Source organism: Mesorhizobium sp. GW821-FHT04C10 (assembly GCF_059420305.1).
Genome location: NZ_JBWKTL010000001.1, coordinates 1,921,838 through 1,937,879, shown reverse-complemented (window position 1 = coordinate 1,937,879; position 16,042 = coordinate 1,921,838). Strand labels below are relative to the sequence as shown.

Annotated in this window: 15 protein-coding genes and 1 tRNA gene; 10 read left to right on the top strand and 6 right to left on the bottom strand. The window is 63.3% G+C overall.

Annotation, left to right across the window (positions count from 1 at the left end):
• Nucleotides 1-26: 26 nt before the first annotated feature.
• Nucleotides 27-947 carry a peptidylprolyl isomerase gene (locus AC07UC_RS09395; RefSeq protein ID WP_140772278.1) on the bottom strand — a complete coding sequence of 307 codons (921 nt, stop codon included), beginning with the start codon at nt 945-947 and terminating at the stop codon, nt 27-29.
• 262 nt (nt 948-1,209) lie between these two features.
• On the opposite strand from AC07UC_RS09395, the gene secA reads away from it, so the two are divergent.
• The 4 genes from secA (at nt 1,210) to AC07UC_RS09375 (ending at nt 8,046) form a co-directional block, all read left to right on the top strand.
• Nucleotides 1,210-3,942 (top strand): preprotein translocase subunit SecA, encoded by a 2,733-nt coding sequence (gene secA, locus AC07UC_RS09390; RefSeq protein WP_140772280.1) that lies wholly within the window; start codon nt 1,210-1,212, stop codon nt 3,940-3,942.
• 403 nt (nt 3,943-4,345) lie between these two features.
• Nucleotides 4,346-5,746, top strand: coding sequence for an oligosaccharide flippase family protein (locus AC07UC_RS09385; RefSeq protein ID WP_494905323.1), 1,401 nt, complete (start codon nt 4,346-4,348; stop codon nt 5,744-5,746).
• Nucleotides 5,746-7,026, top strand: coding sequence for a GNAT family N-acetyltransferase (locus AC07UC_RS09380; RefSeq protein WP_140772286.1), 1,281 nt, complete (start codon nt 5,746-5,748; stop codon nt 7,024-7,026). Before AC07UC_RS09385 ends, AC07UC_RS09380 begins: the two co-directional genes overlap by 1 nt.
• 345 nt (nt 7,027-7,371) lie before the next feature.
• Nucleotides 7,372-8,046, top strand: a complete 675-nt coding sequence (locus tag AC07UC_RS09375) for a hypothetical protein (RefSeq protein WP_494905321.1) — start codon at nt 7,372-7,374, stop codon at nt 8,044-8,046.
• 452 nt (nt 8,047-8,498) lie between these two features.
• Here AC07UC_RS09375 and AC07UC_RS09370 read toward each other — a convergent pair whose 3' ends face one another.
• Entirely contained in the window at nt 8,499-8,630 is a 132-nt protein-coding gene (locus AC07UC_RS09370; protein WP_494905319.1) for a hypothetical protein, read from the bottom strand.
• A 119-nt stretch (nt 8,631-8,749) separates the two neighbouring features.
• Nucleotides 8,750-8,834 (bottom strand) — tRNA-Leu (locus AC07UC_RS09365).
• Between the two features lie 18 nt (nt 8,835-8,852).
• On the opposite strand from AC07UC_RS09365, the gene AC07UC_RS09360 reads away from it, so the two are divergent.
• The 3 genes from AC07UC_RS09360 to AC07UC_RS09350 all read left to right on the top strand — a co-directional run bounded on the left by AC07UC_RS09360 (nt 8,853) and on the right by AC07UC_RS09350 (nt 10,294).
• Nucleotides 8,853-9,014, top strand: coding sequence for a hypothetical protein (locus tag AC07UC_RS09360; RefSeq protein ID WP_181179819.1), 162 nt, complete (start codon nt 8,853-8,855; stop codon nt 9,012-9,014).
• A gap of 93 nt (nt 9,015-9,107) precedes the next feature.
• The gene (locus AC07UC_RS09355) at nt 9,108-9,695 is read left to right on the top strand and encodes a YqaA family protein (protein WP_494905317.1); all 588 of its coding nucleotides are present in this window, start codon (nt 9,108-9,110) and stop codon (nt 9,693-9,695) included.
• A gap of 80 nt (nt 9,696-9,775) precedes the next feature.
• A complete protein-coding gene (locus AC07UC_RS09350; RefSeq protein ID WP_202325817.1) occupies nt 9,776-10,294 on the top strand; it encodes a disulfide bond formation protein B in 519 nt (172 codons plus the stop codon).
• A gap of 373 nt (nt 10,295-10,667) precedes the next feature.
• On the opposite strand, the gene AC07UC_RS09345 is transcribed toward AC07UC_RS09350, so the two are convergent.
• Complete coding sequence (locus AC07UC_RS09345) at nt 10,668-11,225, bottom strand: HNH endonuclease (protein WP_008874122.1); 558 nt, start codon at nt 11,223-11,225, stop codon at nt 10,668-10,670.
• Nucleotides 11,226-11,353: 128 nt separating this feature from the next.
• Nucleotides 11,354-11,995, bottom strand: coding sequence for a DNA-3-methyladenine glycosylase family protein (locus tag AC07UC_RS09340; protein ID WP_140772292.1), 642 nt, complete (start codon nt 11,993-11,995; stop codon nt 11,354-11,356).
• A 76-nt stretch (nt 11,996-12,071) separates the two neighbouring features.
• Here AC07UC_RS09340 and gluQRS point away from each other — a divergent pair, with 76 nt between their 5' ends.
• Together gluQRS and AC07UC_RS09330 are read left to right on the top strand one after the other, a co-directional pair.
• Nucleotides 12,072-12,947 carry a tRNA glutamyl-Q(34) synthetase GluQRS gene (gene gluQRS / locus AC07UC_RS09335; protein ID WP_494905313.1) on the top strand — a complete coding sequence of 292 codons (876 nt, stop codon included), beginning with the start codon at nt 12,072-12,074 and terminating at the stop codon, nt 12,945-12,947.
• A gap of 150 nt (nt 12,948-13,097) precedes the next feature.
• The gene (locus AC07UC_RS09330) at nt 13,098-14,012 is read left to right on the top strand and encodes a DMT family transporter (RefSeq protein ID WP_494905311.1); all 915 of its coding nucleotides are present in this window, start codon (nt 13,098-13,100) and stop codon (nt 14,010-14,012) included.
• Between the two features lie 232 nt (nt 14,013-14,244).
• On the opposite strand, the gene AC07UC_RS09325 is transcribed toward AC07UC_RS09330, so the two are convergent.
• Nucleotides 14,245-15,096 carry a YihY/virulence factor BrkB family protein gene (locus AC07UC_RS09325; RefSeq protein WP_140772298.1) on the bottom strand — a complete coding sequence of 284 codons (852 nt, stop codon included), beginning with the start codon at nt 15,094-15,096 and terminating at the stop codon, nt 14,245-14,247.
• 59 nt (nt 15,097-15,155) lie between these two features.
• Between AC07UC_RS09325 and AC07UC_RS09320 the strand changes: the two genes are divergently transcribed.
• Nucleotides 15,156-16,022, top strand: a complete 867-nt coding sequence (locus AC07UC_RS09320; protein ID WP_494905309.1) for an SDR family oxidoreductase — start codon at nt 15,156-15,158, stop codon at nt 16,020-16,022.
• The last annotated feature ends 20 nt before the right edge of the window (nt 16,023-16,042 follow it).

The following is a 16,042-nucleotide window of genomic DNA, read 5'->3' as shown; positions in this document are numbered from 1 at the left end:
GCCCTTTTTGAAAAAACCGTCCAGGCTTACTTGCCGGCTTCCATCGTATCGACAGCCTGCTTCAGCTTGGCATCGGGGATCTCGACCTTGGCATCGGCGCGCAGCGACTTGACCAGCGCGAAATACTTGTCGCGGATGACCGCCTGCTTGGCCTGGTCCTTCACCTCGTCGAAGGCCGGCGGCTGCTTGGCACGCTTGTCCTCGAGCTTGATGACATGCCAGCCGAACTGCGACTGCACCGGCTGCTCGGTGTATTTGCCGACCTCAAGCGCGAAGGCCGCCTTGTCGAATTCCGGCACCATCTGGCCTGGCCCGAACCAGCCGAGGTCGCCGCCATTGGACTTGCCCGAGGGATCGCTGGTGTGCTCGTTGGCGAGCTTCTGGAAGTCGGCGCCGCCGTCGAGCTGCTTGATGATCGCCTCTGCCTCTTCTTTCGTCTTCACGAGGATGTGACGGGCATGCACCTCGTTGACCGGCGGCGTATTGGCGATCTCCTGGTCGTAGCGGGCGCGAATCTCGGCGTCGGTGACCTTGTCGACGACGCCCTTCTCGACCATCTCGCCATGCAGCGCGCGCTGCTGCAGGAAGGCCATGCGGCGCTGGAAATCGGGATCCTTGTCGAGACCGTCGGTGACGGCCTTGGCAGCCATGACGCGGATCTCGATGGCCGCCGAGAGGGCCGCGGCGCGGCGCTGTTCGGGCGGCAGCTGCGCGAATTGCTGCGACAGCTCGCCTTCGGCAAGCACCAGATCGGCTTCAGTCAGGGGCTGGCCGTTGACCGTGGCGACCACGGCGTTCGGATCGACCGGCGCCGCCGCGGGTGCCGCCGCATCGGCCGGAGCAGCAGGAGCGGTCTCCTGCGCCATCAGCGGCGACAGGCAAAGAGCCGACAGGCCGAAGGCCAAGCCAAGGCTGGCGAGCGACGCACGGCGGAACAACAAGGACATAAGGATGACTCCGGTGAAGGATTGCTAAGAGGGATGGCTTCCAGATCAGCCAGATTGTGGCGGAATTTGGCGCGGCCTGCATGGCCAGCGCGGCGTTGACATCAGTTGAGCCCCCTCTTATCTGTCCAACGACTTGGCGTCCAGAACCGTTTTCCGGGCGCTTTTTGTGTTTGCCCGCGTTCAGGCGGTGCGTTCACGCGGATTTGATGGGGCCGCCCGGCGCCTGTCTCAAGATTGAGAATTCTATCGAAAGGACCATTGGATGGTCAGTCTCGGCGGTCTCGCCCGTAAGGTTTTCGGTTCCTCCAACGACCGTCGGGTCAAATCAACCCGGCCCCGCGTCGAGGCGATCAACGCCATGGAAAACGAGATGCGGGCACTCTCCGATGCCGAGCTTGCCGGCCGCACGGAGAAATTCCGCCAGGATATCGCCAATGGCGCCAGTCTTGACGATCTGCTGATCCCGGCCTTCGCAACCGCACGTGAGGCGGCGCGCCGCGTGCTCGGCATGCGCCCCTTCGACGTCCAGCTGATCGGCGGTATGGTGCTCCACAATGGCGGCATCGCCGAGATGCGCACCGGCGAGGGCAAGACCCTGGTCGCGACGCTGCCGGTCTATCTCAACGCGCTCGCCGGCAAGGGCGTCCACGTCGTCACCGTCAACGACTATCTCGCCACGCGCGACTCCGAATGGATGGGCCGCGTCTACAAATTCCTCGGCCTCTCGGTCGGCGTCATCGTCCATGGCCTGTCCGACGAGGAACGCAGCACCGCCTACGCTGCCGACGTCACCTACGCCACCAACAACGAACTCGGCTTCGACTATCTGCGCGACAACATGAAGTATGAGCGCGCCCAGATGGTGCAGCGCGGTCACAATTACGCGATCGTCGACGAGGTCGATTCCATCCTGGTCGACGAGGCACGTACGCCGCTGATCATTTCCGGTCCGCTCGAGGACCGTTCGGAAATGTACAACACGATCGACACCTTCATCATCCAGCTGCAGCCGCAGGACTATGAGATCGACGAAAAGCAGAAGACCTCGATCTTCACCGAGGAAGGCACCGAGAAGCTGGAGAACCTGCTGCGCGATGCCGGACTGTTGAAGGGCGAGTCGCTCTACGACGTCGAGAACGTCGCCATCGTCCACCACGTCAACAACGCGCTGAAGGCGCACCGGCTGTTCCAGCGCGACAAGGACTATATCGTGCGCAACGGCGAGATCGTCATCATCGACGAATTCACCGGCCGCATGATGCCGGGCCGCCGCTATTCGGAAGGCCTGCATCAGGCGCTGGAAGCCAAGGAGCATGTGGCGATCCAGCCGGAAAACCAGACGCTCGCCTCCGTCACCTTCCAGAACTACTTCCGCCTCTACAAGAAGCTTTCCGGCATGACCGGCACGGCGCTGACCGAGGCCGAGGAATTCGGCAACATCTACGGTCTCGAAGTCACCGAGATCCCGACCAACCTGCCGGTCATCCGCAAGGACGAGGACGACGAGGTCTACCGGACGGTCGAGGAGAAGTACAAGGCGATCGTCAAGGAGATCCGCGAAGCCAGCGCCAAGGGCCAGCCGACGCTGGTCGGCACGACCTCGATCGAGAAGTCCGAGCAGCTGGCCGACCGCCTGCGCAAGGAAGGCTTCAAGGATTTCGAGGTGCTGAACGCCCGCCATCACGAGCGCGAGGCGGCGATCGTCGCCCAGGCCGGCAAGCCCGGCGCCATCACCATCGCCACCAACATGGCCGGCCGCGGCACCGACATCAAGCTCGGCGGCAACGCCGAGATGCGCATCGAGGACGAACTGGGCGACATGCCTGCAGGTCCCGAGCGCGAGGCGCGGGAAAAGGAAATCCACGCCGACATCGAGCGCCTGAAGGAAAAGGCGCTGGCCGCCGGCGGCCTCTATGTGCTCGCCACCGAGCGCCATGAATCGCGCCGCATCGACAACCAGTTGCGCGGCCGCTCCGGCCGTCAGGGCGACCCCGGCCGTTCGAAATTCTTCCTGTCGCTGCAGGACGACCTGATGCGCATCTTCGGTTCCGAGCGCATGGACGGCATGCTGCAGAAGCTCGGCCTTAAGGAAGACGAGGCGATCATCCATCCCTGGATCAACAAGGCGCTGGAAAAGGCGCAGAAGAAGGTCGAGGCTCGCAACTTCGACATCCGCAAGAACCTTTTGAAATATGACGACGTCTCGAACGACCAGCGCAAGGTGGTGTTCGAGCAGCGCATCGAACTGATGGACGGCGAAGGCCTCTCGGAAACCATTGCCGAGATGCGCGAGGGCGTCATCGACGAGATCGTCGCCAAGGCGATTCCCGAAAACGCCTACGCCGAACAGTGGGATGTCGCGGGCCTGAAGGCCGAGGTCGCCGAATTCCTCAATCTCGACCTGCCGATCGAGGAGTGGGCCAAGGAAGAAGGCATCGCCGAGGACGACATCCGCGAGCGCATCACGCAGGCCGCCGACGCCGCCGCCAAGGAGCGCGCCGAGCGTTTCGGCCCCGAGGTGATGACCTATGTCGAGCGTTCGGTGGTGCTGCAGTCACTCGACCATCTGTGGCGCGAGCACATCGTCAATCTCGACCATCTGCGTTCGGTCGTCGGCTTCCGCGGCTACGCCCAGCGCGACCCGCTGCAGGAGTACAAGGGCGAGGCATTCGAGCTGTTCCAGGCAATGCTTGGCAATTTGCGCCAGGCCGTCACCGCGCAGCTGATGCGCGTCGAACTGGTCCGCCAGGCCGCCGAAGCCCCGCCGCCGGAAGCGCCCGACATGTTCGGCTCGCATATCGACGGCACCACCGGCGAGAACGATTTTGGCGACGGCGAGACCGCCCTCCTGGTGCGCCAGGAGCAGAACGCCGTCGTCGCCCCGGAGGATCGCGATCCGAACAACCAGGCGACCTGGGGCAAGGTCGGCCGCAACGAAGCCTGCCCCTGCGGTTCGGGGAAGAAGTACAAGCACTGCCACGGGGCGTTTGCGTAAGGACGGCCTTTTCGTTCTCGCCGTTCACGGGGGTGAGGCGTGGTCCACGTAGCGGACGAAAAGCCAATTGCCTGGCTTTTCGAACGACGAACGCCCGGAGCGATAACGAAGGGCCGGGTGCCCGAAGGGCGGATGAGGGGCAGCGCTGGCGGTTGCGATTGGCGCATGTCTGCGACCAGAAGCGATGATACGCCCGCCTCTACAAAGCCGCTTCATCCATAGATAGCTTTTCTTCCTCTTCCCGTATTGGCGCAAACCGCCGAAAGCCGGCGCTGCCCCTCATCCGCCTGCCGGCACCTTCTCCCCGTAAATGGGGCGAAGGGAGAACCCACCCAACCGTTTCTTAATGTGTCTCCGCTACACCAAAGCCTGAAAAAGAGGCGGAAAACGGAGAGAGATCGGGGTGCGCTTTTCCGCGGCCACGACTGCCGGGCGGTTCTTGCCGCAGCGTTTGGCGCTACGCGTGGAGCCGTTGCTCGGCCGCATCGACGCCGTGCTGTTCACCGCCGATGAACGCGGCGAAGCCGGCCGCATGTCGGTCATCGCCTTCTCCATCCGCATCGTCAGCGCCGTCATCGCCTTCATCAGCCAGGTGCTGATGGCGCGCTGGATGGGCTCGTTCGAATACGGCATCTTCGTGCTTGTCTGGGTGACGATGGTCATCGTCGGCAACCTCGCCTGCCTCGGCTTCCACACCTCGGTCATCCGCTTCATCCCCGAATACCGCGAGCGCGGCATGATGGACGAACTGCGCGGCATCGTCGTGGCCAGCCGCCTGTTCGTGCTGATCGCCTCGACCATCATCGCCGGGCTCGGCGCGCTCGCCGTCTGGCTGGCGGCGCCCTGGATCGAAAACTACTACGTGATACCGTTCATCCTCGGCGCCATCTGCCTGCCGATGATCGCGGTGTCGGATCTGTTGCAGGGCCAGGCCAGGGCGAACAGCTGGGCGCTTTTCGCCCTGTCGCCGACCTATCTGATACGGCCGGTGCTGATCCTGCTGTTCATGGCGCTGATGCTTTTCGCCGGCTACGCCGCCGATGCCAGGACGGCGATTTTCGCCTCGATCGCCGCCACCTACGTCACCACGCTCGCTCAGTTGATCGGCGTCACCCACCGTATGGAAAGGCAGATCCCGGCCGGGCCGATGAAGGTGCATTTCGCGCAATGGTTCGTCGTCTCGCTGCCGATCTTCCTGGTCGAGAGCTTCTTCTTCCTGCTCACCAATGCCGACGTGCTGATGGTCGGCGCCTATATGGATCCCAACGACGTCGCCGTCTATTTCGCCACGGTCAAGACGCTGGCGCTGGTGCATTTCGTCTATTTCGCCGTCAAGGCCGGCGTTGCCCAGCGCTACGCGCAATTCACCCATGGCGAGCCGGAAAAGCTCGCCGCCTTCGCCCGCGAGACGGTGTCGTGGACCTTCTGGCCCTCGCTGCTGATGGCGCTGCTGGTGCTGGCGCTGGGCAAACCCATGCTGGTGCTGTTCGGCCCCGAATTCACGTCGGGCTATCCGCTTCTGTTCCTGCTCGTCTTCGGCGTCGTGGCGCGCGCCGCCGTCGGCCCCTGCGAGAGCCTGCTCACCATGAGCGGCAACCAGAACATCTGCGCCGCCGTCTATGCCATGACACTGGCCTTCAACATCGGCCTCAACGTGGTGCTGATCCCGCATTTCGGCCTGTGGGGCGCGGCCATGGCCACCGCCTTTGCCATGATCTTCGAGGCCAGCGCACTATCCTTCACGGTGTGGCGCAAGCTCGGCATCGTCATGGCGATCTTCGTGCCAGCCAAAGGAGCCGCCTGATGGCCGCCATCCCGTTGCTCGAGGAAACCAGCGGCGGCACCGCCGGCGCCATGGTGTCCGGCCTTGCCGGACTGGCGCGCGATCCCGACCCCGCCCATATCGAAATCTTCGCCAACAACCGGCCCGAGCGCAAGCTTGCCATCTATCCGGCATCGGCCGGTTTCGACCTGGTCGAGGAGCTGGACTATCTCTGCGCCCGCACGATCGAGCCGAACGTCTTCTTCAACCCGCGCTTCCTGGCGCCCGCCATGCCCCGGCTGGAGGATCGCGAAGTGCGGCTGGCCGTGATCCGCGACGGCGACGAATACCGCAACCGGCTGCGCCTCCTGGTGCCGATCTCGGTGGAGCGCCCGGTTGTCCCGCTCGGCGTTCCGGTGATGCGTACCTGGTCGAGCCCCTTCGGCCCGCTCGGCACGCCGCTGATCGACCGCGACGATCCGGTCGGCGTCGTCGAGGACTTCTTCTCGATGCTGTCGCGCCCGCATCTCAAACTGCCGAAAGTCTTCGTGCTCCCCGACATCAGGCTCGACGGCCCGGTGGCGAGCCTGCTCGGCACGGTGGCCGAAACGCGCGGCCTGACGCTGGTCACCACCGGCCAGACCCTGCGCCCGGTGCTGGAGAGCGAACTCGACGGCGACGACTATCTGAAGGCATCGCTGCGCTCGCACCATTATCGCGAGTTCCGCCGCCTGAAGCGGCGCCTTGCCGACCTCGGCAGGCTGGAGCATGTGGTGGCGCGCGGCCCCGAGGAAATCCGCCACGCCATAGAGAGCTTCCTGACGCTGGAAGCGTCCGGCTGGAAGGGCCGCGAGCGCACCGCCATGGCGATCGACCGCTTCCGGGCCGCCTTCGCCCGCGAGGCCGTGCACCGGCTCGCCGAACAGGACATGTGCCGCATCCATTCGCTGACGCTCGACGGCCGCACCATCGCCTGCCTGATCGTCTTCGTCGAAGCCGGCGTCGCCTATACCTGGAAGACGGCCTATGACGAGACGCTGGCCGCCTATTCGCCGGGCACGCTGCTTATGATCGAGGTCACTCGGCAGCATCTCGACGATCCCAACATCATGATGACCGATTCCTGCGCGGTGCCCGACCATCCGGTGATGAGCAGGCTGTGGAGCGAGCGCAAGCCGATCGGCACGCTGGTGATCGGGCTGACCACGGACGCCGACCGCCTCGCCCGCCAGGCCGCCTCGCAACTGCATCTCTACCGAGAGACCCGCAACATGGCGCGCCTGCTGCGCAACCGGATGAAGAGCCTGCTGAGACGGCGCTGAATGCCGGCCTCCAGTTTGCGACAACCGGCCTTTGGATAGCCTTGTTGATCGGCCTCTTGATCCTGTTTGGACATGTATTCCGGGACTGGATCCCCTTCTAGCCATCGGCTCGATGGCTAGCCGGCTGCCGCGCAACCGGCCGGTGTGAGCGTGCCTCCGCCGCCTCGCCGGTGTGGCCAATCTGCACCGCCGAGACCCCATCGAGAGCCGTGTGGGCAAAGTCGTCCACACGAATGGCACACCGTCACATAACTGTAATGACGCGCGCCTAGCTAAATCGCCGCCACATCCCAACGCGCCGCTCCATTCCGATGCGCCGCTACATATCGAGGAAAGACCATGCTTTTGCGCACCATCATCGCCCCATTGGGCGTTTGCTTGTCCATGGCCACATCAGCCTTTGCGGCCGATCTGGTCGAAGCCCCGCCACCGGCAGCGCCGACCTGGACGATTGGAATAGAGGGAAGCCCGGAATTCTACGCCATCAACAATGGCAGCAACACCGCCCGGTCGCTTGCCGACACCTATTTCAAGCTCAGCGTGTCGCACAGTTTCGACAATAATTTCGTCGGTGGCATCTTTATCCAGCCCACCTTCAAGACCGGTGGAAAATCCCAGTACTACGCCGAAGCCAGCCTCGGCTACAAAATCAAGGTCACGGATGCCTTCACCCTGACCCCCAGCCTGGGGCTCGGCTACACCTGGCACGATACAGGCATCATCAAGGATGCGGATGCCAATGCGAATGTTCCTTACTACGCCCTGTATATCGCGGGCGATTGGAAGGTCTCCAAGCAATGGACCTGGAACGTCTTCAACTTCCGCTACCGCAACGCTTTCAACACCACCTGGGAAACGCCGAAGCTGGCCACCGGCTTGACCTACAGCATCGACTCCACCAACGCGGTCTATGCCAGCGTTGGCTATTCCTGGAAGAAGACCGACACCACTTCGGCCCCCTACAACGATCTCGCGGGTGACAAATGGAATATCGCGATCGGCTATAAGCATTCGCTCTGAGCGGATTGGAAAGGGCGCAGGCTGGCGCTGTAGCCGACCTGCGCCCTATTCGTTTTGGCTGCATCCGGTGCAGTGAAATCGGTCATCCGGAACGAGCCGGAACCGCCTTGCGCCTGCTGTCGCCAGGCAGCGCCTATCTTGTCGCGGCTTGGCCTGGACCCCGCGCCGACAAAGTGTAACCAGCGCTGAAAAAGCAATGGTGCCCCTAGCCACTGAGCTGGATCGAACCAGCGCTTGGACTGAACAATCCATAAGTAATAACAAGACCTTATTGGCTCTTAGCTCCCTAAGATCCGATAGTCTCGATGTACCTCAGTAGGTATCAAGCGCTGCATCTCAGCGTCAAGCTGCCCCCCTTAACTCTGATACAACCAAGGCGTGTTAGTTGTGGTGAATGGAATGGGTAGGCGCTTACACAGGGAGACACCTATTTGACCGCAAGCAGTAGGCACTCACCAATCATCAAGGGCATTCTCATCGCAGAGATGCTGGTTGGCGGGATAGCCGTGGCCGCCTCCCTTTGGACTGGGAAAGGCATCGCACTGATCCATGGCAGTGGCATCTATCTCATAGATCGGATCCAACACCCGCTCCTCTATTGGGGTGGATTGATCGCAGTCCTGCTCGGTCTTGTGGCGTATCCGCTCTGGTGTCTCTACAGTGGGCCACCGAAGTACTAAGAGTGACCTGCTCCAGCGGTCAATGGTGCCCCTAGCCGGGATCGAACCAGCACTCCTTGCGGAACTCGATTTTGAGTCGAGCGCGTCTACCAATTCCGCCATAGGGGCTCAGGCCGGACAGCCTGGATGGGCGCGGACTATACGGTCGGAGGCCTGTTCGTCAACTGGCCAATTCTCAGCAATCCCCGGATGCGACCAACTGCGCCTTTCGATTTCGTGGCGGCGCTGCCATTGTGCGGCGCGGAAAATCTTTCTAGACAGGCGGCGCATGATGCGTGGCGGGTCTGAAGGCACCGACGCGCAAGCCTGGGCTCCTGTTTTCATCCCTCCCATTGTCCCCGGGCGGCTGCGCATTTTGGACCACATGCATTAGGAGAGCCGATGCTTCGCGGACTGTACGACTGGACCTTGTCGCTGGCGGCCCGCAAATCCGCCGAATGGTGGCTGGCCTTCATCGCTTTCGTCGAGAGCTCTGTGTTCCTCGTGCCGGCCGATGTGCTCTATCTGCCGATGGCGCTGTCGCGGCCGGATCGTGCCTATCGCTATGCGCTGATCGCCACCGCCGCCTCGGTGCTGGGCGGCATTGCCGGCTGGTTCATCGGCCACTACGCTTATGAGGCGGTGGCACGGCCCATCCTCGAATTCTACGGCAAGTACGACGAGTTCGAGAAGCTGCGTGCGGGAGCAGGGACCGGCTTCGTCATCCTGATGCTGATCACCTCGGGTGTCGCCCATCTGCCGCCGATCAAGGTGGTGACGATCCTGTCCGGCGTCATCGGCACGCCTTTGTTGCTGTTCATCGGGCTGGCCATCGTGGCGCGCGGCGCCCGTTTCCTGCTCTTGGCCTGGTTGTTGCGCCGCTATGGCGAGTCGATCCGCGAGTTCATCGAAAAGCGCCTTGGCCTGATCGTCGGCGCTGCCGCGGCTGCCCTGATTTTGCTCTATATCCTGATCAAATACGCCCTCTGAGGCCCAGGTCTCAAAACCGGGTGACGGTTTTGAGGGGCAAGCGGACCCGGCGGGCGGCGAACACAACGGACGAAAGACCCATGACAGCGACCATGAATGTCGATACCGGACGCCAGCGGACGCGGACTGCCCTGTTTCTCGCCGTCGCCATGGCCGCGACCGTCGGCTCGGCGCTCGGCTTCCAGTACATTGGCGGCTACATCCCCTGCCATCTCTGCCTGGAACAGCGCACCCCCTACTATATCGGCATACCGCTGATGGTGCTGGCGGTGATCGCATCGATGCTGCGCGCGCCCGCATGGCTGACGCGCGGCCTGCTGGGCATTGGCGGCCTCTTGATGCTCTACGGCCTTTATCTCGGCGTCTACCATTCCGGCGTCGAATGGCAGTGGTGGGCCGGCCCGACCGACTGCACGGCGGGCGCCGGCCCGGTGGACACCGGCGGCAAGGGCGTGCTCGACGCGCTCGACAAATTCGTGCCGCCCTCCTGCGACAAGGCGGCACTGCGCATCCTGGGCCTGTCGCTGGCCGGCTGGAACGCCATCGCCAGCCTCATCCTGGCCGCCGTCGCGTTCCGGGGTGCGCTGGCCCGCGATTGATCAAATTCGATTGAGTCCCGCGGCGCAGGGTTCGAGCAAAAATCCGGCAGGTTGAGTCGCGTCGCGCGGCGTTCGAACCAGGTCGACCCCCACTCCGTCTCGGCTTCGCCGAGCCACCTCTCCCCCGATCGACGGGGTAGAGGAAGGGCGCGAGCCTATTGCAGCCGGCACTCCTCCGACACGCTCCCTTCCTCTCCCTCCGGAGGGGGGAGAGGTGGCGCTGCGAAGCAGCGACGGAGTGGGGGAAGCCGGTCCTTAAACGCGACGCCGTTGATAAGTGACCACGACCAAGCTGGTCCGGTATCGGGCATGTGAGCACCGGAAGCGCAGACAATCGCTCCAGACGGCCAGCCTCCCGAATTCTCGAACGATCCTATGGTTCGAGTTCGACATCCCAGTAAAGATAATCCATCCAGCTTTCATGCAGATGGTTCGGCGGGAACAGGCGGCCGTTGTTGTGCAGATCATGCACCGTCGGCTGATAAGGCTTCTGCAGCGGCCACATCTTGGCGTGCGCCGGCATCATGCCGCCCTTCCTGAGGTTGCAGGGCGAACAGGCGGCGACGACATTCTCCCAGGTCGTCGCGCCGCCGCGATGGCGCGGGATGACATGGTCGAAGGTCAGATCCTCGGGCGTGCCGCAATACTGGCATTGGAAGCGATCGCGCAGGAACACGTTGAAGCGGGTGAAGGCCGGATGCCTGGACGGCTTCACATAGGCCTTCAGGCTGACCACGCTCGGCAGCTTCATGGAGAAGGTCGGCGAGGACACCGCATGCTCGTATTCGGCGACGATGTTCACCCGGTCGAGGAACACCGCCTTGATGGCATCCTGCCAGGACCAGAGCGACAGGGGGTAATAGCTGAGCGGACGGTAATCCGCATTCAGCACCAGTGCTGGAAGCCCATCCGGAGATACGGCAACCGTCACGTGTTTACCTCCTTGGTTCTAGACCCGAACGGCGCGGATACTGTAAGCCCGACATGACAGGGATGTGAAGCGGATTGTCGCTTGCCCAAGGCGTCAAAAACCCTCGATTTTTATGCTTTTTTGCGGATTCAGGACGGCGGCGCGGCGTCCCTGCCTCTGGTTTCGCGATAATAGGACCAGAAAAGCCGCGATGCGACACCTCGCCACGGGCTCCATGATTCGGCCAATGCGATCAGCGTTTTCTCCGGCGGACGCGGGTCGATGCCAAGTGCATGGCCGACCGCCGTTTGCAGCGCGACATCGCGCGCGGGAAAGATGTCGGGGTGCCCGGCGGCAAACAGAAGGTACACTTCCGCCGTCCAGGGACCGATGCCGGGCACCGCGGTCATCGCCGTGATCGCATCGGTCGCGTCGAGCGAACAGAGGTGATTGAGGTCGAGCCCGCCGGCCACGGCCTGGGCAACCGCGATCAGTCCGCGCTGCTTGGGCCGCGACAGGCCGGCCTCGCGAAACATGTCCTCGCCGGCGGCCAGGATCGCCTGCGGCGTCAGCGGATCGACCAGCCTGGTCAGCCGGCCGAAGATCGCATCGGCGCTCGCCCGGGAGACCTGTTGCGAGACGATGATCGAGGCCAGGCTCCTGAAGCCCGGCTCGGACAGCCTGAGCGGCACCTCGCCGGCCATGCCGCGCACCTTTTCCAGGCGCGGGTCGATGATGCAGAGCGCATCCAGGCCGCGGGCAATGTCGTCCAGTGTCGCGATACGTTGCATGGTTTCCTTGTCCTGGAATGTGCCGCAAGGTAGCAACCGCCGAAACAGCAGCACAACCCGATTTGCCGCCAGAGACATGACGCTCCTGACATTCCGCTTCGCGCCCAGCCCCAACGGCGAACTGCATCTCGGCCATGCCTATTCGGCGCTGCTCAACCAGAAGCTGGCAAAGGTCACTGGCGGCCGCCTGCTGCTGCGCATCGAGGATATCGACACCACGCGCTGCACGCCGCAATTCGAGGCGGGCGTGCTTGCCGATCTGGAATGGCTGGGGCTTGGCTGGGAAGAACCAGTGCGCCGCCAGTCCGAGCATTTCGCGGAGTATCAGGCGGTGCTTGACCGGCTGATCCGCGAAGAACTCGTCTATCCCGCCTTCATGAGCCGAGGCGACATCAGGGCCTTCATCGCCGACAGCGAAAAGCGCGGACGTGACTGGCCGCACGATCCCGACGGCGTGCCGCTCTATCCCCCCGCCGACAAGGCGCTACCGGTGAAAGAACGCAAACGGCGCATCGCCGACAACGAGCCTTTTGCCTGGCGGCTGGATGTCGGCGCCGCCATGGCGCGTGTCGGCAAGGACCTCGCCTGGACCGAATTCACCGATGAGACACTATCCGCGACGCGCCCGGTCGGGGCCCGTCCGCAGGATTGGGGCGACGTGATCGTGGCACGGCGAGACATCCCGACCAGCTACCACCTCGCCGTCATTGTCGACGACGCCCTGCAAGGCATCAGCCATGTCGTGCGCGGCCAGGACCTGTTTTCCGCCACCGGTGTGCAGCGGCTGCTGCAGGAATTGCTTGGGCTGCCGCAACCCGCCTACTTCCACCATCGGCTCATCCTCGGGCCGGACGGGCGAAAACTGTCGAAGAGCCTTGGCGACACCGGCCTTGCCAAGCTGCGCGGGGCCGGCGCGACACCTGACGACATCAGGCGGATGATTGGACTTTGACCTCTGCGAGGTCGGGAGAACCGGACGCCGGACCCACCGCTCCGTTGAATTCCCGTGATGCATGGATCAATCGTTTCGTTTTGCGCGCCGGGTTGAACGGGACTAGAGCATCGCCACGGTCAACTCTCCCCAACGCGGCGGTCTCCGGAAATGCACAGCATCAAGCGGTTCATCCCCGCCACCTTCGTCGTCCTGTGGGCGACCGGCTTCATCGGCGCGCGCTACGCCATGCCATGGGCGGAGCCGTTCACCTTCCTCGCCGCGCGTTTCGTCATCGCCGCCATCCTGCTGGCTGTCCTGATGCCGGTGCTGGGCTCGAAGCGAGCCACCCGCAAGGAGGCGCTGCACGCCACCGGCGCAGGCGTGCTCATGCATGGCGTCTATCTCGGCGCCGTCTTCTGGGCCATCCACCGGGGCATGCCGGCCGGGTTTTCGGCCCTGATCGTCGGCCTGCAACCGCTGATCACGGCGGTGCTTGCCGGCAAGTTCCTCGGCGAGGCAATCCTGCCGCGCCACTGGCTTGGCCTTGGCATCGGCCTGATCGGCATCGTCATCGTGCTGTGGCCAAAACTCGGGGCGCTGGGTGGCGGCGTGACCGCCGCGACCCTGACCGCCTCGCTGGTCTCGGTGCTCGGCATGAGCGCCGGCACCATCTGGCAGAAGCGTTTCGCTTCCGGCGGCGACCTCGTGGCGGCCACCATGTGGCAATATGTCGGCGGCGGCTCGCTGATGATCCTTGCCGCGCTTGCCTTCGAGACACACACCGTCGTCATCAACGGCGAACTGATCTTCGCCATGGCCTGGCTCGTACTGGTGCTGTCGCTCGGCGCCATCTTCCTGTTGATGGTGATGATCCGCGACGGCGAGATGTCAAAGGTCGCCTCGCTGTTCTACCTCGTCCCGGCGGTAACGGCGGTCATCGCCTGGGCGTTGTTCGACGAACAGCTCAACGCGCTGCAGATCGCCGGCATGGCCATAACGACTTTCGGCGTTGGTCTGGCAACGGCGCGGCAGACCAGGGGAAGAATCGCAGGTAAGGGAAGGATTGAGGAACTGAGGAACTGAGGAACTGAGGAACTGAGGAACTGAGGAACTGAGGAACTGAGGAACTGAGGAACTGAGGAACTGAGGAACTGAGGAACTGAGGAACTGAGGAACTGAGGAACTGAGGAACTGAGGAACTGAGGAACTGAGGAAAGCAGCCTGTGTACTGCTTCTTCAATTCTTCAATTCTTCAATTCCCCAGTTCTTCAGTTCCTCAGTTCCCCTGCTCTTCAGTTCCCCTACCGCTACCGACTCATCCCACCCGGGCCCGCGCCTCCAGATAGCGGCTGATCGCGGCATTGAGCTCGCCGCCAAGGATGAAGATCGCCGAGACGATGTAGAGGAAGACCACCGCGATCATGATCGAGGCCAGCCCGGCATAGGTCGTCACATAGGACGAGAAATGGTCGAGATAAGTGGCGAACATGGTCGAGCCGATAAGCCACGCCGCCAGTGTGAAGACGATGCCCGGCACCAGCGACACGAAGCGGCGCTTGCCGGCCGGCAGCCAGTAATGCACGGCAAACAGCCCGCCGATGATGACGGCTGAGGCAATGACGTAACGCCACAGCGTGATCGTGCCGGTATAGGGTTTGATCCACTGGAAATGGGCTTCCGCCAGCCGCGCCAGCAGCGGCGCGAACACCAGCAGCACGCTGATCGCCAGGAACCCTGCGGTGGCGATCAGCACGAAGAAGATGCTCTGCACACGACGGTAGATGATGCCGCGCGTCTCCGTGACGCGATAGGCCCGGTTGAGCGACGTGCGCAGCGCCTCGATGCCGTTCGAGGCAAAGTAGGCGGCGAGCAGCACGCCATAGGTCAACAGGTCGCTGCGCCGGACGGTCAGCACGTTCAGCACCTCATGCGCGATCGGCTTGGCGATCTGATCGGGCCAGGTGTCGAAGACCAGGTGCACGGCCGTGTCGGCAAAGGCCTCGGCGCCAAGGAAGCTGCCCAGCGTCGTGGCGAAAATCAGGAACGGAAACAGCGCCATCAGCGAAGTGATCGCCAGATGGCTGGCCATGGCCCAGCCGTCATCGGTGTTGAAATGGCCGAGAGCGTCGTAGAGCACGCGGCGCAGGGCGACAATATTCCGCAGCAAAAACGCGCGCTCCCCTTCGATTGTCTAGACGCCGCGAATATGGGAAGTGAATGCGGCAAATGGCAACCCTTCGTCAAACCACGAATTCTCCAGCGGCGGAGTTGCGCACCGTCATCGTCACCGGCGCGTCTTCAGGGATAGGCGCCTATTGCGCCCGAGCGTTGAAGGCCGAGGGCTGGCGGGTGTTCGCGACGGCGCGCAAGCAGCAAGACATCGCCGCCCTCGAAGCGGACGGCATCGAGGCTTTTTACCTCGACTACGGCGAACCGGATTCTATCGCCGTCCTGGTGACTTCAGTTCTCGAACGCACCGGCGGCCGGCTCGACGCCTTGTTCAACAATGGCGCCTACGCGCAGGCCGGTGCGGTCGAGGACCTGTCGGTGGCCGCGCTCAAGGAGCAGTTCGAGGTCAATTTCTTCGGCTGGCACGATCTGACCCGCCGTCTGGTCCCGGTGATGCGCCGCCAGGGTCACGGCCGCATTGTCCATTGCTCGTCGATACTCGGCCTCGTGCCGGTGCGCTTTCGCGGCGCCTATTCGGCGTCGAAACATGCGCTCGAGGCGCTGATGCTCTGCCAGCGCCAGGAACTGGAAGGCAGCGGAATCCATGTTTCGCTCATCGAACCGGGGCCGGTGAAATCGAAGATCGCCAGCAACGGCCTGCCCTGGTTCCTGAAAAACATCGACATCGAGAATTCCGTGCACAGTGCGGACTATGCCGCGCAGCTGGAACGGCTGCGGGCCGGCGGCAGCCAATCGGCGCTGAAGCCTGGGCCGGAAGTGGTCCACAAGGTTCTGCGCCATGCACTTCTGTCGCGGCGCCCGCGCCCGCACTATGTGGTAACAGTGCCGGCCAGGATTGGCGCTGCATTCAAGCGCATCCTGCCGGCATCGATGCTCTACCGCCTGATGGCCAAGCGCGCCTGAACGCGAAAACAACTGGAAAC